Origin of the sequence: Cobetia sp. ICG0124 (assembly GCF_004006355.1) — a bacterium.
Taxonomy (GTDB): Bacteria; Pseudomonadota; Gammaproteobacteria; order Pseudomonadales; family Halomonadaceae; genus Cobetia; species Cobetia marina.
This window is the reverse complement of sequence record NZ_CP024893.1, coordinates 1018267-1037775: the sequence shown is the minus strand read 5'-3', so window position 1 is coordinate 1037775 and position 19509 is coordinate 1018267. Positions and strand designations below refer to the sequence as shown.

At 61.5% G+C, this 19509-nt stretch carries 14 protein-coding genes and 4 tRNA genes; 4 read left to right on the top strand and 14 right to left on the bottom strand.

The window, feature by feature from the left end:
• Window positions 1–93: 93 nt before the first annotated feature.
• From CU110_RS04755 to CU110_RS04715, 9 genes are all read right to left on the bottom strand, one after another.
• Window positions 94–366 (bottom strand): HU family DNA-binding protein, encoded by a 273-nt coding sequence (locus CU110_RS04755; RefSeq protein ID WP_065392603.1) that lies wholly within the window; start codon window positions 364–366, stop codon window positions 94–96.
• Window positions 367–544: 178 nt separating this feature from the next.
• Entirely contained in the window at window positions 545–2953 is a 2409-nt protein-coding gene (lon, locus tag CU110_RS04750) for an endopeptidase La (RefSeq protein ID WP_084208104.1), read from the bottom strand.
• 189 nt (window positions 2954–3142) lie between these two features.
• On the bottom strand, window positions 3143–4435 hold the full coding sequence (gene clpX, locus CU110_RS04745) for an ATP-dependent Clp protease ATP-binding subunit ClpX (protein ID WP_084208103.1): 1293 nt from the start codon (window positions 4433–4435) through the stop codon (window positions 3143–3145).
• Window positions 4436–4519: 84 nt separating this feature from the next.
• Complete coding sequence (gene clpP, locus CU110_RS04740; RefSeq protein WP_065392597.1) at window positions 4520–5140, bottom strand: ATP-dependent Clp endopeptidase proteolytic subunit ClpP; 621 nt, start codon at window positions 5138–5140, stop codon at window positions 4520–4522.
• Window positions 5141–5188: 48 nt separating this feature from the next.
• On the bottom strand, window positions 5189–6583 hold the full coding sequence (gene tig, locus CU110_RS04735; RefSeq protein WP_127734705.1) for a trigger factor: 1395 nt from the start codon (window positions 6581–6583) through the stop codon (window positions 5189–5191).
• Window positions 6584–6898: 315 nt separating this feature from the next.
• Window positions 6899–6973, bottom strand: a tRNA-His gene (locus CU110_RS04730).
• Between the two features lie 68 nt (window positions 6974–7041).
• A tRNA-His gene (locus CU110_RS04725) sits at window positions 7042–7116 on the bottom strand.
• A gap of 93 nt (window positions 7117–7209) precedes the next feature.
• A tRNA-Arg gene (locus tag CU110_RS04720) sits at window positions 7210–7286 on the bottom strand.
• Between the two features lie 87 nt (window positions 7287–7373).
• A tRNA-Pro gene (locus CU110_RS04715) sits at window positions 7374–7450 on the bottom strand.
• A 253-nt stretch (window positions 7451–7703) separates the two neighbouring features.
• Between CU110_RS04715 and folD the strand changes: the two genes are divergently transcribed.
• Both folD and mtnN read left to right on the top strand, forming a co-directional pair.
• Entirely contained in the window at window positions 7704–8573 is an 870-nt protein-coding gene (gene folD, locus CU110_RS04710) for a bifunctional methylenetetrahydrofolate dehydrogenase/methenyltetrahydrofolate cyclohydrolase FolD (RefSeq protein ID WP_077374768.1), read from the top strand.
• Between the two features lie 18 nt (window positions 8574–8591).
• Window positions 8592–9302, top strand: coding sequence for a 5'-methylthioadenosine/S-adenosylhomocysteine nucleosidase (gene mtnN / locus CU110_RS04705; protein ID WP_084209640.1), 711 nt, complete (start codon window positions 8592–8594; stop codon window positions 9300–9302).
• 105 nt (window positions 9303–9407) lie between these two features.
• Here the strand turns inward: mtnN and cysS are convergent, their stop codons facing one another.
• Window positions 9408–10790, bottom strand: a complete 1383-nt coding sequence (gene cysS, locus CU110_RS04700; protein WP_084209639.1) for a cysteine--tRNA ligase — start codon at window positions 10788–10790, stop codon at window positions 9408–9410.
• A 202-nt stretch (window positions 10791–10992) separates the two neighbouring features.
• Entirely contained in the window at window positions 10993–12672 is a 1680-nt protein-coding gene (locus CU110_RS04695) for a glutamine--tRNA ligase/YqeY domain fusion protein (RefSeq protein WP_077374771.1), read from the bottom strand.
• A gap of 184 nt (window positions 12673–12856) precedes the next feature.
• On the opposite strand from CU110_RS04695, the gene CU110_RS04690 reads away from it, so the two are divergent.
• Entirely contained in the window at window positions 12857–13351 is a 495-nt protein-coding gene (locus CU110_RS04690; RefSeq protein ID WP_043331309.1) for a peptidylprolyl isomerase, read from the top strand.
• A 125-nt stretch (window positions 13352–13476) separates the two neighbouring features.
• A complete protein-coding gene (locus tag CU110_RS04685; RefSeq protein ID WP_084209638.1) occupies window positions 13477–14244 on the top strand; it encodes a UDP-2,3-diacylglucosamine diphosphatase in 768 nt (255 codons plus the stop codon).
• 9 nt (window positions 14245–14253) lie between these two features.
• Here CU110_RS04685 and CU110_RS04680 read toward each other — a convergent pair whose 3' ends face one another.
• From CU110_RS04680 to CU110_RS04670, 3 genes are all read right to left on the bottom strand, one after another.
• Window positions 14254–18168, bottom strand: coding sequence for an AAA family ATPase (locus CU110_RS04680; protein ID WP_084208101.1), 3915 nt, complete (start codon window positions 18166–18168; stop codon window positions 14254–14256).
• A gap of 94 nt (window positions 18169–18262) precedes the next feature.
• Window positions 18263–18898: a tRNA-(ms[2]io[6]A)-hydroxylase gene (locus CU110_RS04675; RefSeq protein ID WP_240665536.1), complete on the bottom strand. Its 636-nt coding sequence runs from the start codon at window positions 18896–18898 to the stop codon at window positions 18263–18265.
• Window positions 18819–19382: a DUF1289 domain-containing protein gene (locus CU110_RS04670; RefSeq protein WP_127734699.1), complete on the bottom strand. Its 564-nt coding sequence runs from the start codon at window positions 19380–19382 to the stop codon at window positions 18819–18821. Before CU110_RS04670 ends, CU110_RS04675 begins: the two co-directional genes overlap by 80 nt.
• Window positions 19383–19509 lie beyond the last annotated feature (127 nt).

The following is a 19509-nucleotide window of genomic DNA, read 5'->3' as shown; positions in this document are numbered from 1 at the left end:
ATGCGCTTCGATTTCCTGGTGCCGACCTGACAGACAACGACGTCCTGACAGGGCGGCACCACGTCACCGGGTACCTGCAAGAGCAGGCAGACCTCAGTTGACGGCGTCTTTCAGTGCCTTGCCAGCCTTGAAGCTCGGCACCTTGGCAGCACTGATTTCGATCGGATCGCCAGTCTGCGGGTTACGGCCAGTACGAGCAGCGCGCTCCTTGACAGTAAAGGTGCCGAACCCGACCAGTGCCACGGTCTCACCTTTCTTCAGGCTATCAGTGACGGTGTCGACCATCGCATCGAGTGCACGGCTAGCTGCTGCTTTCGGAATATCGGCAGATGCAGCAATGGCTTCGATCAGCTCGGATTTATTCACTCTTCACCCCTTGAATTTGCAAAAAAATTACCAGAAATCAGCGCGAAAATTACGGGTGCTAAACGCGATCGCGACGAAGCGGAGTTTATAGCAACGCCCTCAAACGACTGTCAAGCAACCTCACGCGCAAAACCGCACCACGCCGCCGTTTCGACAACGGCATGGCCAGAAATATCCATCAATGTGTACTGATGACTGACTGACGACCACTGGCATCGTCCTGTCGAGATTCATCCGGCTCACTTGAAGACTTTTCCGCCAGAGCCACCTCAAGAACTTCATCGATCCAACGCACGGGGCGAATGTCCAATGCATCCTTGATGGTGTCCGGGACCTCCTTGAGATCACGGCGATTCTCTTCGGGAATCAATACGAGCTTTATACCACCGCGTCGCGCTGCCAGCAATTTCTCCTTGAGGCCGCCGATCGGCATGACTTCGCCGCGCAGGTTGACCTCACCGGTCATCGCCACATCACAGCGCACGGGGCGCCCACAGTAAGCGGACACCATCGCGGTGACCATGGCAGCCCCCGCACTGGGGCCGTCCTTCGGCGTGGCACCTTCCGGCACGTGAATGTGCAGGTCTTCCTTCTCGAAGCGTTCAGCCTCGATACCGAAGGACTCGGCGCGTGCGCGCACGACGGTATGCGCTGCACTGACCGACTCCTTCATCACGTCGCCCAGCGAGCCCGTCTTGCTGACACGGCCCTTGCCGGGCGTGACCACCGACTCGATGGTCAGCAGCTCACCGCCGACGGACGTCCAGGCCAGGCCCGTCACGCGCCCGATCTGGTCCTCGGCATCCGCGAGACCGAAGCTGTACTTGCGGACACCCGCGTAATGCTCGACCTGCTCGGCCTCGAGGTGCATGGAAGACAGCGCACCTTCCTTGGCCTCGGCGACCACGCGCTCGCGCACGATCTTGCGGCAGACCTTGGCGATCTGGCGTTCCAGCTCACGCACACCGGCTTCACGCGAATAGTAACGAATCAGCTCGAGCACGGAGGCTTCACTGAAGGTCAGCTCGCCCGGCTTCAGGCCATTGGCCTTGAGCTGCTTGGGGGCCAGGTAGCGCATCGCGATGGCCAGCTTCTCGTCCTCGGTGTACCCCGGCAGACGGATGATCTCCATGCGATCACGCAGCGGTCCCGGAATGTTCATCGAGTTCGAGGTACAGATGAACAGGGTCTCGGACAGATCGTAATCCAGTTCGAGGTAGTGATCGGCGAACTTGTCGTTCTGCTCCGGGTCCAGCACCTCAAGCAGCGCCGAGGCCGGATCACCACGGTGATCCATGCCCAGCTTGTCGATCTCGTCGAGCAGCACCAGCGGATTCTTGACGCCGGTCTTGGTCATGCGCTGGATGATCTTGCCCGGCAAGGCGCCGATGTAGGTGCGACGGTGGCCACGGATCTCGGATTCATCCCGCACGCCACCCAGCGCCATGCGAGTGTACTGGCGATTGGTGGCGCGGGCGATGGACTTGCCCAGCGACGTCTTGCCGACACCCGGCGGTCCTACCAGACACAGCACCGGCCCCTTGAGCTTCTTGACGCGCTTCTGCACGGCGAGATACTCGAGGATGCGTTCCTTGACCTCGTCGAGACCGTAGTGGTCCTCATCGAGCACCCTGGCGGCGTGATCAATGTCGTGACGCACGCGGGTGCGCTTCTTCCACGGCACGTCGCACAGCCAGTCCAGGTAAGTCCGCACCACGGTCGCCTCGGCGGACGTCGGGCCCATCATCTTGAGCTTGTTGAGCTCCTGATTGGCCTTTTCCTCGGCGTCCTTGGGCATGCCGGCGTCCTTGATGCGACGCTCATACTGCTCGACCTCATTGGGCACGTCATCCAGCTCACCCATCTCCTTCTGGATGGCCTTCATCTGCTCATTGAGATAGTACTCGCGCTGCGACTTCTCCATCTGCTCCTTGACGCGAGTACGAATGCGCTTCTCGACCTGCAGCAGGTCGATCTCGGCTTCGATCAGCGTCATCAGGTGCTCGATGCGGTCGCGCACCTTGTCCATCTCGAGCAGCGCCTGCTTGTCATCGATGCCCAGTGACAGGTGGGCACTGATGGTATCCACCAGGCGACTCGGGTCCTCGATGCCCTGCAGGCTGCCCAGCACTTCATTGGGCACCTTCTTGGACAGCTTGACGTACTGCTCGAACTGGTTGAGCAGAACGCGTACCAGGGTCTCCTGCTCGCGCTCGGACAGCGGCTGGCTGTCACGCAGCACGACATCGGCGATGCTGTGACCGTCGTCATGCAGACGAATCGCCTGGATATCGGCGCGTGAGCTGCCCTCGATGAGCACCTTGACGGTGCCATCGGGAAGCTTGAGCAACTGCATGATGTCGGCGACGGTCCCGATCGCGAAGAGATCCTCGGCAGTCGGGTCGTCCTGGCTGGCTTCACGCTGTGCCGCAAGCAGGATCTTCTTGTCGCCTTCCATGGCCACTTCGAGGGCCTGGATCGACTTTTCCCGGCCGACGAACAGCGGAATCACCATCTGGGGATAGACCACCACATCCCGCAGCGGCAGCAGCGGAAGTGTCAGGGTCTGATCATCGTTCTGCTCCATGGCAGACGTTCCTCGGTATTCTGTGGGTGGGCCGCCTCACACGGCTCTCTGATACAGAGACCATGGGGGCAAGGTCATGATTTTGCAATGATCCTGAGACGCATGGCATTGCCAGAGAGGCGAGTGACGAAGGCAAACGCAACGGGGGGCCTTGCGGCCCCCCGTTGGTGCGACTCAGGCCTGGACGCTTCAGCCGTCCTTGCCGGCCACCTTGCCCTGACTCTTCTCTTCGCTCTGGGAGTAGATCAGCAGCGGCTTGCTGTCGCCGGCAATCACTGACTCATCCACTACCACCTTGCTGACATTCTCTTCCGAGGGAATGTCATACATGGTATCGAGCAGCACGCCCTCGAGAATCGAGCGCAGACCACGTGCGCCGGTACGACGCTCGATGGCCTTGCGAGCCACGGCACGCAGTGCGTCTTCACGCAGGTCCAGCTCGACATCCTCCATATCGAACAGGCGCGAGTACTGCTTGACCAGCGAGTTCTTCGGCTCGGTCAGGATCTGTACCAGCGCGTCCTCGTCCAGCTCGGTCAATGTCGCGATGACCGGCAGACGCCCGACGAACTCGGGGATGAGACCGAACTTGACCAGATCGCTCGGCTCGACATCCGCCAGTACGCGACCAACCGTCTTCTCGTCCTGCTTGCTCTTGACCTCGGCATTGAAGCCGATGCCACCCTTCTCGGCGCGCTCACGGATCACCTTGTCCAGACCGGCGAATGCACCGCCGACGATGAACAGGATGTTGGCCGTGTTGACCTGCAGGAACTCCTGCTGAGGATGCTTGCGCCCGCCCTGCGGCGGCACCGAGGCAGTGGTGCCCTCGATCAGCTTCAGCAGTGCCTGCTGCACACCTTCACCCGAGACATCACGGGTGATGGAAGGGTTGTCAGACTTGCGGGAGATCTTGTCGATCTCATCGATGTAGACAATGCCGCGTTCGGCCTTCTCGACATCGTAATCGCACTTCTGCAACAGCTTCTGGATGATGTTCTCGACATCCTCACCGACGTAACCCGCTTCGGTCAGGGTGGTCGCATCCGCGATGGTGAAGGGAACGTTCAACAGGCGTGCCAGCGTCTCGGCCAGCAGCGTCTTGCCGCTACCGGTCGGGCCGATGAGCAGAATGTTGGACTTGCCCAGCTCCACTTCGTCCACTGCCTTCTGACCGGCACGCAGACGCTTGTAGTGGTTGTACACCGCGACGGACAACACGCGCTTGGCGCGGTCCTGACCGATCACGTAGTCGTCGAGAGTCGAGCGAATCTCACGCGGCGCCGGCAGGCGATCATCATCACCTTCGGCGTCGGCTTCGAGGACCTCTTCGCGAATGATGTCATTGCACAGATCGACACATTCGTCGCAGATGTAGACGGAAGGTCCCGCGATCAGCTTGCGCACTTCATTCTGATTCTTGCCACAGAAGGAGCAGTACAGCAGTTTGCCGTTCTCGTCCTTGCCTTTGCCGTCAGCCATTCGCGTACCTCTCAATGGCGGTGACTCCCCGGGGAGTCACCGGAAATGCATGTTTACCGACGTCAGGTCAGCCGTGTGCGTGGATCATTCCACGTCCGGACGGCGTTCCAGCACGGCGTCGATCAGGCCGTACTCCATCGCCTGATTGGCGGCCATGAAGTTGTCACGGTCCGTATCGTTGGCGATGGTGTCGAAGTCCTGACCCGTATGGTGCGCGAGAATGCGGTTCAGCTTCTCGCGAATGGTCAGGATTTCCTTGGTGTGGATCTCGATGTCCGTTGCCTGGCCCTGGTAGCCACCCAGCGGCTGGTGAATCATCACACGAGAATTGGGCAGCGCGTAACGCTTGTCAGCGGCACCGCCTGCCAGCAACAGTGCCCCCATGCTGGCCGCCTGGCCGATGCATACGGTGGACACGTCGGGCTTGATGAACTGCATGGTGTCGTAGATCGCCATCCCTGCAGTCACGGAGCCACCCGGCGAGTTGATGTACAGATGGATGTCCTTGTCCGGGTTTTCAGACTCGAGGAACAACAGCTGAGCCACGACCAGATTGGCCATGTAATCCTCAACCGGGCCCACAAGGAAGATCACCCGTTCCTTCAGCAGGCGGGAATAGATGTCATAGGCCCGTTCGCCGCGAGCATTCTGCTCGACAACCATCGGAACCAGACCGCCTGCATTCTTGATGTCGAAGTCGTTCATGGGGGCTTCCTTCATCCGATGACATTGATATCCATTGAGCATGCCACTTTACCCTGCCCACTGACCAGAGACCCGGCCGTAGCCGGGTCCTGGAATCACATGCACTTCTGCTTCTGCCGCTTCTTCTTCGGCTTCTTCCTGCTGCTGTGCTGCCTGCAGGGCTTCCTGGTAGGACATGGTAACGTCCTTAACCTGAGCCTGTGTCAGCAGCTTGTCAACGGCCTTCTCTTCGAGCAGGACGGACTTGAGCTGGTTGCGAGCCTGTTCGTTGGAACCATAGTACTCGGTGACCTGAGCCGGATCCTGATACTGCTGGGCCATTTCTTCAACGCGAGCGTTGAGCTCTTCGTCGCTGACGTCCATCTCGTTGCTGCTGACGACTTCGCTGAGCAGCAGGCCAGTCTTGACGCGCTGGACGGCCTGGTCCTGGAACAGCTCACCCGGCAGCTGGGAGACGTCGAAGTCTTCGCCCAGACCGAACTGCTGTGCTGCCTGACGCTTCAGGCCGTCGATTTCCTGATCCGCCAGTGCCTGCGGAACGAGGATGTCATTGGCCTTGGTCAGCTCAGCCAGCACCTGCTGCTTGACGCGATTCTCGATCGCATTCTTCAGCTCGCGCTGCATGTTCTTCTTCACTTCCACCTTGAAGCTTTCGACATCGGCAGCTTCCAGGCCGAACTGGGCGATGAACTCTTCGTTCACTTCCGGCAGTTCCTGAGCCTTGACGGCGTGGACCTTGACCTTGAAGGTCGCTTCCTGACCGGCGAGGTGCTCGGCCTGGTAGTCAGCCGGGAAGGAAACCTTGATTTCCTTGTCGTCGCCAGCAGAAGCACCGATCAGCTGCTCTTCGAAGCCCGGGATGAAGCTGTTGGAACCCAGCACCAGCTCGTGGCCTTCAGCGCTGCCGCCTTCGAAGGCTTCTTCACCGAGGAAGCCTTCGAAATCGATCTTGACCTGGTCGCCGTCAGCGGCAGCGCGCTCGACGTCGGTCCAGGAGGCATTCTGCTTGCGCAGGGTCTCGATCATCTCTTCGACGTCGGCGTCGGTCACTTCGGCCTGCGGACGCTCGATTTCAGCGCCTTCGATCGGCTTCAGTTCGATTTCCGGGTAGATTTCCAGAGTCGCGACGAACTCCAGATCCTTGCCGGCTTCATCGACGGTGGCATCGATCTTCGGCCAGCCAGCCGGGTTCAGTTCGTTTTCGGTGACGGCGGTCACGTAATGCTGGCGCATGATCTCGCCAACGATCTCGTTGCGCACGTCCTTGCCGTAACGCTGTTGCACCACTGCCATCGGCACGTGGCCCTTGCGGAAGCCGTTCAGACGAACGGTCTTGGCGGTTTCCAGAAGACGGGCGTTGACGGCCTGGTCGACTTCAGAAGCCGGCACCGTAATGGTGACCTTGCGCTCGATCGGAGAAGTCGTTGCGACAGAAGCTTGCATGAAAGTTCCTCTACCCACTGGTGGCGTTCGAATCATAAAGGCGAAGATTGTAGAAACCCCGCCACGCGCTGGCAAGCGCGGATATGACCCTGCCATATGGTGCCTTGGTCCAAGATATTCAAGGAGCCAGGCCTTTTTCTGCTCCGTCCTCCCGCCTGACAGGCGCATGGAGCGCCCGTCAACCCGGTCAGATCGCAGACGAAGCAGTGCGAAAAAACACGAAAAAAGGGGGAGAAAGCCATTGGCCTTCTCCCCCTTTTGCGGCATGCCGCCCGCCCAAGCGGGACAGGCAGCATCCTGATATTCATCGAGACGTGGGGTGGATGATGGGGTTCGAACCCACGACCACCGGAGTCACAATCCGGGGCTCTACCACTGAGCTACACCCACCACTTCTGGAGGTTGGACAGAAAGCCTGCCGTCTCCATCTCGTTGATACTGCTCAAGCTGACATGCAATGGGGTGGATGATGGGGTTCGAACCCACGACCACCGGAGTCACAATCCGGGGCTCTACCACTGAGCTACACCCACCACTGCATGAACACCTTCACATCGTCTGGTCGCCATCATCAGGCTCAATGAAGAGCAATCCGATTCCCATCATGACAACAATCGTTATCGTGATGGCACGCCCAGCAGGACTCGAACCTGCAACCTACGGCTTAGAAGGCCGTTGCTCTATCCGGTTGAGCTATAGGCGCAGAAACTGATGCTGCGAGTCAACCTCCGGACAAAGCCTTGAATGCATGTCTCGAAAGACCGAAGTCTTGCGAGGTGCTGCATTCAAATGGTCGGGATAGAGGGATTCGAACCCCCGACATCCTGCTCCCAAAGCAGGCGCGCTACCAGACTGCGCTATATCCCGAAACCGTCTTCAACCGACCGTCGAACCCCGTCGATGCGAGGCGTATTCTACCGAACTTTCGTCTGCGGTCAAGCCCTTACGTGAATTCTTTCCAAAAGAATCGTTTCCCTTCCGACGCCTCCAAAAGAGGCGATACTTGCACCTGCTTTCGACCAAGGTCGTCATTCGGCGTTGACTGCCAGACAGGGCATGCGAAAATTGTCCCCGGTTTCTCCCCTCCTGCATTTTTGCCTATGAGAAGGAATGATCGCTGATGGCAGCACAACTGATTGATGGCAAGGCCATTGCCGAACGCGTACGCCAACAGGTCGGCCGCCAGGTCGAAGCGCGCCGCGATGCCGGTGAACGAATCCCGGGGCTTGCCGTCGTGCTGGTCGGCGAAGACGCGGCATCCGAGGTCTATGTCCGCAACAAGCACCGCGCTTGCGAGAAGGCAGGCATCCTCTCCACCCAGCACCGTCTGCCTGCTGACACGACCCAACAGGAACTTGAGGCACTGGTCGACTCGCTGAATGACGATGCCAGCATTGATGGCATCCTGGTCCAGCTGCCGCTGCCGGAGCACCTCGACTCACGCCCGATCCTCGAACGGATCCGCACCGACAAGGATGTGGACGGTTTCCATCCCTACAACCTCGGTCGTCTGGCACAGCGCCTGCCGGTGATGCGTCCCTGCACGCCCAAGGGCATCATGACGCTGCTGTCCGAGAGCGGCCTGCAGGTGCGCGGCATGGACGCCACCATCGTCGGCGCGTCCAACATCGTCGGCCGTCCGATGGCGCTGGAGCTGATGCTGGCTGGCTGCACCACCACCGTCTGCCACCGCTTCACCAAGGACCTTGAGAGCAAGGTCCGCCAGGCGGATCTGGTCGTGGTCGGCGTGGGCAAGCCGGGCCTGGTCAAGGGGGAGTGGATCAAGGACGGCGCCATCGTCATCGATGTGGGTATCAATCGTCTCGAGGACGGTTCGCTGGTCGGCGATGTGGAATTCGCGCCAGCCGCGGAGCGCGCCGGCTGGATCACGCCGGTCCCCGGCGGGGTAGGCCCGATGACCGTGGCCTCGCTGCTGGAGAACACCCTGTTCGCCGCCGAGCTGCACGACGCGCGCCTCACCGCCGAGTAACTGATTCAGGATCGCATCATGACCCTCAAGACTCTTGGCATCATCGGCGCCATGGCCGAGGAAGTGGCCATTCTCGCCGAGCGCCTGGAAGACAGCACCACCAGCACCCACGCCGGCTCCACCTTCCATGTCGGCCAGCTGCACGGAATGAAGATCGTGCTGCTGCAATCCGGTATCGGCAAGGTGAATGCCGCCGTCGGTGCCTGCCAGATGATCGAGCGCTACCAGCCGGATGCCATCATCAATACCGGCTCGGCCGGTGGTTTCGCGTCTGATCTCGAGATCGGCGATGTGATCATCTCCAGCGAAGTGCGCCATCACGATGTCGATGCCGTGGTCTTCGGCTATGAGCACGGACAGGTGCCGCAGATGCCGGCGGCCTACCCGTCAGCCCCTGAGCTGGTCAAGGTCGCGCGCGAGTGCGTCGAGGCCCAGGGAGAGATCAAGGCGCGTGAAGGCCTGATCTGCACCGGCGACATCTTCATGTCCGACCCGGAACTGGTCGCGCTGACCCGCTCACGCTTCCCGAGCATGCTGGCCGCCGAGATGGAAGCCGCCGCCATCGCCCAGACCTGCTACCTCTACGACATGCCGTTCGTGGTCATCCGTGCGCTGTCCGACATCGCCGGCAAGGACAACAACAGCCAGTCCTTCGAGGAATTCCTGCACGTGGCCGCACGCCAGTCCTCGCGCATGGTCGATGCCATGGTCAAGCGACTCGCCAGCTGATCGCAGACGGCTCGAAAGCGGTGCTGGTCGACAGCGCACAAAAAACCGCCGCCCCTCATGGGACGGCGGTTTTTTTCATGCTGACATCGCATCACGCCAGTGACATCAGCCTTCCAGCACCCAGGTCGTCCCCTCACGGGAGTCCTTGAGGATGATGCCCTGTGCGGCCAGCTCGTCACGGATGCGATCCGCCCCCGCGAAATCCTTGGCCTTCTTGGCGGCGGCACGCGCCTCGATCTGCGCCTGGATCTCGTCTTCAGACAACGCCAGCGCCGCAGTATCGCCCTTGAGGAAGACTGCCGGGTCCTGCCCGAACAGACCCAGCAGACCGCCCAGCGAGATCAGCTCGAAGGCCAGCGCCGGCGCCTGCTGCGGTGCTTCCTTCTTGGCACGGTTCAGCTCGCGTGCCAGCTCGAACAGCACCGACAGCGCACCCGCCGTATTGAAGTCGTCATCCATGGCGGCCACGAAGCGTGCCCGCCAATCGCCTGACACCTCGCCTTGCTCGGGCGTGACAGTCTCGAGCGCATTGTAGAAGCGCTCCAGCGAGCGACGCGCCTCATCCAGCGAGTTGGCTTCATAGCTGATCGCGCTGCGATAGTGGCTGGCCACCAGCAGGTAACGCACCACTTCCGGGTTGTGCTGCTCCAGCACGTCACGAATGGTGAAGAAGTTGCCCAGCGACTTGGACATCTTGTCCTGACCGACACGCACCGCGCCGGCATGCATCCACACGTTGGCGTACTGCTGGCCCGTGGCGGCCTCGGACTGGGCGATCTCGTTCTCGTGATGGGGGAAGGTCAGGTCCGGCCCGCCGCCGTGGATATCGAAGGTGTTGCCCAGGCAGCAGGTCGACATCGCGGAGCACTCGATGTGCCAGCCAGGACGCCCCTCCCCCCAGGGCGACGGCCAGCTGGCCTCGCCCGGCTTGGCAGCCTTCCACAGCACGAAGTCGAGCGGATCTTCCTTGGCTTCCTCGACCTCCACCCGCGCACCGGACTGCATGTCATCGAGCTGACGGTTGTTGAGCTTGCCGTAGCCCTCGAAACGACGCACACGGTAGTAGACATCACCGTTGCTGGCCGCATAGGCATAGCCCTTGTCAATCAGCGTCTCGGTCATCGCGATGATGTCAGCGATGTGCGCGGTGGCACGCGGCTCGAGGTCAGGACGCAGAATCCCCAGGCGCCCTTCATCTTCATGCATCGCCTGGATCATGCGCTCGGTGAGCGCATCGAAGGCCTCGCCATTCTCGTCGGCGCGCTTGAGGATCTTGTCGTCGATGTCGGTGATGTTGCGCACGTAGGTGACGTCATACCCGCGCGCACGCAGGTAGCGCGTGATGACATCGAAGGCCACCATCACACGCGCATGCCCGATGTGACAGAGGTCATAGACCGTCACGCCACAGACGTACATGCGCACCTTGTTGCCTTCCAGTGGCACGAAAGGTGCCTTGGTCCGGCTCAGGGTACTGTAGATGGACAGTGTGCTCGCGGCATCTTCGAGTGGAATCATTCAGTCATCGCCCTTGGCTACTTTGCTGACAGAAAGCTGTCAGCCTTTCAAAATGGAACGGCCCGCAGGCCGGTCATGCAACTTCGTCACAGAAGGTACAGGATCAGACTGCGGGCCGTGAAGCAGGTCACGAAAGCGTGACGACAGGGCTCCCGCGGGAGCCCGCCGACCATCACCCCTTCTTCTGTGCCTTGGCCCAACCGTCCTTCAGGCTGACGGTGCGGTTGAAGACCAGCGCGCCATCGACGCAGTCATGACGATCCGCCACGAAGTAGCCGATACGCTCGAACTGGTAGCGCGTTTCCGGCGCGGCATCGCGCAGACTCGGCTCACCGAAGCCCTTGACGATGCTCAGCGACTGCGGATTGAGGTGCTCAAGGAAATCGACATCCTTGTCACGGTCCGGCTCGGCTTCCAGGAACAGATTCTCGTACTGACGCACCTCGACCGGCACTGCATGCTCGGCGCTGACCCAATGGATGACACCCTTGACCTTGCGGCCTTCAGGGTTCTTGCCGAGGGTATCGAGGTCGACACTGCACCGCAGCTCGACGATCTCGCCGGCGTCATCCTTGATCACTTCATCACAGCGGATGACGTAACCGTTGCGCAGACGCACTTCCTTCTCGGGCGCGAGACGGAAGAACTTCTTCGGCGCGTCTTCCATGAAGTCATCCGCGTCGATCCACAGCTCACGGGTCAGCGGAATCTGACGCGTGCCCATGTCATCACGCGCCGGATGGCCGGGGACCTCGAACACTTCCTCATGGCCTTCCGGCAGGTTGGTCAGCACCACCTTGAGCGGGTTGAGCACGCACATGGCACGCAGCGCGTTGTCCTCCAGGTCCGAGCGAATGGCGTGGTGCAGCATGCCGATCTCGACCATGCCGCCGTCAGCACGGCTCACGCCGATCATGTCGCAGAACTTGCGGATGGAAGCCGCGGTATAGCCACGACGACGCATGCCGGAGATGGTCGGCATGCGCGGATCATCCCAGCCATCGACCACGCCTTCATCCACCAGCAGCTTCAGCTTGCGCTTGGAAGTGACGGTGTAATCCAGATTCAGACGCGCGAACTCGATCTGACGCGGCGTGCTCGGCACCGGCAGATTGGCGAGGAACCACTCGTACAGCGGGCGGTGGTCTTCAAACTCCAGCGTACAGATGGAGTGCGTCACGCCTTCCAGTGCATCGGATTGACCGTGGGTGAAATCATAGGACGGATAGATCTTCCACTTGTCGCCGGTCTGATGGTGGCTGGCATGACGGATGCGGTAGAGGATCGGGTCGCGCAGATTGATGTTGGGCGCCGCCATGTCGATGCGCGCACGCAGCACCTTCTCGCTCTCGCCGAACTCGCCCTTCTTCATGCGCTCGAGGAGATCGAGATTCTCCTCGGGGCTACGCTCACGGTAGGGGCTGGGACGTCCCGGCTCCTTGAGCGTGCCACGGTATTCACGGATCTCGTCCGGCGAGAGGTCATCGACATAGGCCTTGCCTTCGCGCACCAGGTGCTGGGCCCAGGCATAGAGCTGATCAAAATAATCGGAGGCGAAGCGCACCTTGCCGGCCCACTCGAAGCCCAACCACTCGACGTCTTCCTTGATGGCGTCGATATAGGCCTGCTCTTCCTTGGCCGGGTTGGTGTCATCGAAGCGCAGGTGACAGTCGCCACCCAGCTGTTGCGCCAGACCGAAGTTCAGACAGATCGACTTGGCGTGCCCGATGTGCAGGAAGCCGTTGGGCTCCGGCGGGAAACGCGTGACAACCTTTTCGGCGCGGCCGGCGTCGAGTTCTTCGCGGATCTGGTTCAACACGAAGTTCGGGGCGCTCTGGGTCTCGGTACTCATGAAGTTTCGCTGCACCTCTGTGTGGTTCTTGGGCGTCGTGTTCCGGGACGTCACGGGGGCCTGCCGCCCCCTCAGGCTTTCGTCTCAGGATACAAAGCCGCTATTATAGCGCGACGCCCGCAGGCGATGCCATGAGGCCCCGCCTGCCTGACACTTGAGCAAGACAGATGACCGGGAAATTCGCATGATCGTTCTTCACACCAACTACGGCGACATCACCCTCGAACTCAACCACGAGAAGGCCCCGAAGACTGCGGCCAACTTCGAGCAATACGTGCGTGAAGGCCACTACAGCAACGTCCTTTTCCACCGCGTCATCCCGGGTTTCATGGTTCAGGGCGGTGGCTTTGACACCGACTTCAACCAGAAGCCGACCAACGGCGTGATCGAGAACGAAGCCGACAATGGCCTCAAGAACGACCGCGGCACCGTGGCCATGGCACGTACCATGGATCCTCACTCCGCCAGCGCCCAGTTCTTCATCAACGTCAATGACAACGACTTCCTGAACTTCACCAGCAAGACCAGCCAGGGCTGGGGTTACTGCGTGTTCGGCAAGGTCGTCGAAGGCATGGACGTGGTCGAGAAGATCGAGGCGGTCAAGACCACGCGTCGCGACGGCCACGCCGACGTGCCGGCAGAAGACGTGATCATCACCAGCGCCGAAATCACCGAATAAGCGATTTCCGCTGATCGCGCCTCACCGCGTACCTGCCGCCCGGCCTTGCCTCGTGATATCGAGCGTCAGGCCGGGCGGTTTGCGTTGCTCTCTCACTCGGCCCGCCCCGACCCGTGGACCTGACCATGACTGCCACCACTCTGTTCATCTCCGACCTGCACCTGCAGCCCGAGACTCCCGAGATCGCCCAGGGCTTTCTCGACTACATGGCGCGCCTGGCGACCTGCGAACCTGCGGTGGATCGCCTCTACCTGCTGGGGGATATCTTCGAGGTATGGGTCGGCGATGATTATCGCGACGACTTCACCCAGCGCATGAGCGAGGCCATGCAGCGCGTCTCGGCCCGCGGCACCAGGCTCTACTTCATGCACGGCAATCGCGACTTCCTCATCGGCGAGACCTTCGCGGCCGAGGCCGGCGTGACCCTGCTGCCCGACCCGAGCGTGATCGAGCTCGACGGCGAGCGCGTGCTGCTGATGCATGGCGACAGCATGTGTACCCGCGATGAGGCTTACATGAAGTTTCGTGCCATGACGCGCGACCCTCAGTGGCAGGCACAGATTCTGGCCATGCCGCTGGAGCAGCGACTGGCCCTGGCCCAGTCACTGCGCATGCAGTCCGGCGAGACCAACAGCGAGAAGGATGAGGCGATCATGGACGTCACGCCCGAGGAAGTGGTTCGCGAGATGCGCGAGCACGGCGTGCGCACCCTGATCCACGGCCACACCCATCGCCCGGCGGTACATGAACTCGAGATCGATGGCGAAGCGGCGCGCCGCATCGTGCTGGGCGACTGGCGCCCCGATACCGCCTTCGACATCATTGCCTGCGGCCAGGGACCGACCCTGCGGGAATTCGCATTGCCATTGTGTGATGCGATCACCCACGGCTGATCGCCTGCATCAGGCCGGCGAGGACGCCTTGCGACGCGCACGCCCTTCCACCGCCTCCACCAGCTGATGCCACCCCAGTACCGCGGGTGCATCCGTTGCCGGCAGCTCATCCAGCAGTGCCTTGAGGCGCTCGCAGCGCTCGGCATCCTGCGCATCGACCAGCCTCAACCAGGCAGCGAGTCCCATTGCTTCATGATGCGGATTTTCCTGCTCGATGGAGTAGGCCAGGCCCTGCTCGATCAAGGAACGCACCTTCTCGCTCGGCAGACCTTGAGCGGCACGCAACGCGGCCACCAGGTAGCTGACCTCTGCCAGATAGAAGGAGTTGCGCTCCTGAGCCACCAGCAGCACCTTCTCCATGTACTCTTCGGCCGCCGAATGCTCACCCAGCGCCATCACGGCATCCATGTACCAGAGATTGGGCCGCTGATGCCGCTCACGCCCGGTCAGCTCGGCGAACTCGTTGATGCTGGACTGCAGCATCGCGAGCCCGTCGCGGTCGCCGTTCATTGCCCGCGCCCAGCCAAGCACGCCATGCGCCGCCATGTGCCAGAGGTGCAGATCCGCGGAGCGGGTCAGCTCCAGCGCCCGCTCGGCACGCTGGGTGGCCAGATGGGTATGCCCCAGCTGACGATAGAGCGAGGTGGAGAACATCAACGCCATGGCCAACGAGCCCGGCTGACCGATGGCCTCCGCCATGCGGATGGCCGCCTCGGCCTGCTGCTCGGCCTGCACGTAGTCAAAGCGCAGGCAGGACGTCCAGCTCTGCAGACATGCCGCTGCCACCTGAGGGTGATCACTGAACGGCAACCATTCGAGCACCATGGGATTGTGGACCGGATCGATCTCATCGAGATGCTCACCTGCCACGCGTACGCGACCGGCCCAGAATTCGCAGTGTGCCCGCGCATAGTCGGCCAGACGACGATAACGGCCATCCGACAGCTCTTCCGCCAGATCACTCAGGCCCGAGGCCAGCGCGAAGGCATCCGCATGCGCATGGCGCTCACTGCAACCGACCCACAGTCCCCACTTCACGATGAAGGCCTGCTCGAGATCCGGCTCATCATCTTCCAGCAGCGCCGGACTGTTGAGCAGATTGCGCGCCTGCACGAAGCTCTCGTGCGCGATGCGGGAACCATGCCCTTCCAGCGCGAAGCCGGCCTGGCCGCGTACGGTCAGCAGGCTGACCTCACGCTCCTCCTGCCCTTCGACATGCTTGAGACACGCCAGACCACTGTCGGCCATCTTGAGCGCGGTACGGTTGGCGCTGATCTTGAGCGCTTCACGTGCCGACAGCTCGAAATAGCGCGCAGCACGACTGAAGTTCTGTGACTTGCGCAGATGGACGGCGAAATAGCCGGGGTGACGGCTGATCCAGGCAGGATGCTTGTCCTCGATGAGGGCCACGACCTGCAGGTGAATGCGGCGACGCACGTCACGCGGGCAGGACAGATAGGCCGCTTCCTGGATCAGCTGGTGGGTGAACTGGTAGTCGAATTCACTATCGTTGCCACAGGCCTCGATGATCTCCAGGCGCTGCATGCTCTCGATGGAACGCTTGAGGCGCCCTTCCTCGAATTCGCAGCTCTGGCGCAGGAAGCTCAGCTTGAAGACACGTCCCAGCACAGCGGCGGCGTGGGCCACATCGCGGCCTTCTTCCAGCTGGTCGATACGGCTGGACAGCAGGCCGATCAAGCCCTTGGGCAGCTCGTCGAGCTGCACCGGACGCCCCTCACGGCGATCCATGTCGAGACGACGACAGATCTCCTGCAGGTAGAGCGGCACACCATCGCAGCGCTCGATGAGCTGGCTGCGCATGCGCGGGCTGAGATGCAGACGATAGCGACGCGACAGATGCGACAGCAGACGCGAGACCTGCATCGGGTCCAGGCGACCCAGCGAGATATGCTGGTCCCAGTTGAGCTTGACGGCAAGGCTGTCGCGGCCGTTGTGGCTGGCCGCCAGCATGAAGCCGATGTTGATGGGCAGGCGCGCCTGCAGTCCCGCCAGCACCTTGAGCGACGGTTCATCGAGCCACTGCAGGTCGTCGATCATCATCACCAGCGGACGCAGGCTTGCCGATTTCTCGATCACCAGATGCAGCACACGCACCACACGCTCGACCGTCTCGCTGCTCTGGATCAGGGATTCATCTTCCGAGGCCTCCTCCGCGGTCCCCAGCACCGCATGGAAGGAGCGACGCACGTCCTCGTCGAGAGCCTGCAAGGCCTCGGAGGATTCAAATACCTGTTCGACGCCATCACGATCCACATGACCATCGAGGCGCCAGCGCATCAGGGTGCGCACCACGCTGTAGGGTTCCAGCTGCGAGAGGCGAGTCGTCGGCATCCAGCACAGGCCCACGTCCTGACTCTGTTCGAGCTGCCGGAAGTTGACCATCAGGGCCGACTTGCCCATGCCGGAGTTGCCGCTGACCAGCACGCTCTGACGCAGCCCGATACTGGCACGCGCCAGCGCATCGCGCAGACGGCGCAGCTCGCCTTCACGTCCGATCAGTGTCGGCAGTGACGCCTCACGATGCCCCACGCTGCTGCTCAGGACCAACGCGCGCAGACGCACTCGTCCGTCCGCTGCCAACAGGCGTGACGTGAGACGTGGCTGCAGATCCAGTGCGGGAGGCATGTGCTGACTGGCCTCCTGGGAAATCACCAGCTCGCTGCCTTCGGCCGCCGTCATCAATTCCAGGGAATACTGGGTCACCTGGCCAAGCGGGTCGGCCAGCTGACGCTCCGGCAGATAGATGACCTGCCCGGAGTGGAGACCCGCCGACAGCGAGAAGACCGGCGGCTTGCCTTCGCCATCCCAGATCCGCTCGATCTCATCCGGCATCGCCTTGCTGCAGTGCTCATAAAGCGCCACGAGCTCTGCCAGCTGATGGGCCGGGCCATGCGTGCCGAAGCACGCCAGGCCGACGCCACCTGTGGCACCCGGCAGCCAGAAACCGCCCAGGTGGTGGCATTGCTGCTCCAGCCAGCGCAGCAGCTCGATCTGCAGGGTCAGACTGGCGCGGGCCCAGACACGATCACGATGACTGTCCTTGACGCTGAGGCGAATCGCCATGACCGACAGCTGACGGTGGTCGATCTCGTCTTCACGCAGCGGCGCGCTGTCCAGCGACAGCGTGCGAGAAATGGCGCCCTGCGGCGTGAGCGCTCCCATCTGCTCGCTCTTGCCATCGGACCAGTAACGGGCCAGCTGCAGGAATCCCGGATCAGGCTGCTGACCGGAGAGTGCCAGCTGTTGCAGGAAGGCATTGAACTGCTCATGCGCCGCAGCCGACTGACCATCTTCCGCGAGCTGACGTACCAGGCGTTCATGGAAGGGGCCATATCCGGAGAAGCGGCTCACCAGGGTCCGCAGCACATCGTCCGGGACCGGCTCATCGGTCGCCAGTACTCGCTCGGCATACTGGATGACGCGCTGACGCCATTCGCCGCGCACCTTGATCATCCAGCGCTGGAATTCCGGGCACTGGGTCAGGGCAAGCTCTTCGACGAGATCGCCCCGGTAGAGTCCCAGCACCTCGTTGAGCGTCGCCACCGAGGGCGGCGCCAGCAACAGGCCGTTGAGCTCGTCGAGATCCAGCTCCCAGTAATCCGGAATCGACAGCGCGATCGTCTGACGTGAGACCGTCAGAAGATTGTCGGCCTCCTCCCCCAGGCTCTGACGCAGGCAATGCAGGGCATGGCGCAGGTTGGTGCGGCCCGAGGACAGCCCCTGATCCGGCCATAGCAGCTCTGCCAGCCCCGCCCGCGAGACGGCCTGATCATGCAGCAGAAGATGCAGCAACAGTGCCTTGACCTTGTCGTAGCTGAACTGCGTCAGCGTGTCATCGCCCAGGGTCAGCTGGAAATGTCCCAGCAGCGCCAATTGAGCTTGACCAGATGTTTCCTGCGTCATGTGTCATCCATTTCAAAGTCGCGAACGAAACGCCAGCCCAGCCATGGCGCCGGAGGTCCCCTGTTCTTGAGCCTTGCCTTGTGTCTGTACTGCCTCAACTCACCTGGCTTGAGGCGTTTTCCACCCGATTCGTGACGGGGATGCCGCTGTGGAAACGGAAGCTGACATCAGGACGCTCGATCAGCTCCTTCTCCACCGCACGCAGTACCGCAAGACGGGATTCCAATGGTTCCTTGCTGTAACGCTCGGCCAACATGAGGTAATCCTCATAATGGCGTCCCTCAGACTTAACCAAAGTGCGATAGAACTTTGCAAGCTCGGGCTCAAGATACGGGATCAGACGCGCGAATCGCTCGCAGGACCGCGCTTCGATCAATGCCCCGATCAGCAGGATATCCACCAGCCGCTGAGGGTCTTCCTTGCGCACCTGCTGACGCAGCCCTTCTGCATATCGGGAAGCCTTGATATGACGATAGACGATTCCACGCCTTTCCATCAGTCCTACCACCTGCTCGAAGTGCAGAAGCTCCTCTCGAGCCAGCTGTGACATCTTGCTCAGCAGCAAGGGGTGGTCCACATAGCGGTACATCAGACTCATCGCGGTGGAGGCCGCCTTCTTCTCGCACTGCGCGTGGTCGATCAGCAACAGCTCAGGATTGTCGAGCGCCGCCTCTACCCAGGCGTGCGGTGTGCGGCAACCGAGAAAGGCCAGCAGGGAGTCCGGCAGCAGTGCATCGGTATCCTCGTTGCTCGGCCCCTGCGGCGCCTTGATGACCTGCGGGACTCACTTCATTATTGGCCCGCTTTGCCGCTTCCACCATGATTTCATCGTTTATTCGCGAAAAAAGCTGTTCCGGCTCAAGTTCCTCGCCGCCACTGCACGGCGTGATGCCATAGGCAGAGAGGTCACGGATCCTGGTGCGTCCCACCCGCAGAAGCTCCACCGCACGTGACAGCGCCGACTGATCCTCACGAAAACGAATCCGGTGGCGCGTCAACTGTTCCGCCAGCGCCGCCTCGTCATGCACGTACAGCCAGCGCCCGGCGACGTCACTGCGCAGCGCATCCAGCTCGCGCATGCGCTGCGTGCGCTGCTCACTGTCATACCCGAACCAATCGAGGATCTCCTGGTCATGGCGCTGGCATCCACGACAGACGTTGTCACCCACCGTGGTGGAACACACCCCGACGCAGGGAGAAAGAATACGGCTCATGCTGCCCTCGGGACGACCAAAGTCTCAGCCCCCACACGGGGGTGCTCCTTAACATTGTCGACAAAGTTGAGTAGACTCGCGTTCGCCCCGTAGCGCCTGATTCGCTCGCAATAAGACGCTTGAATTA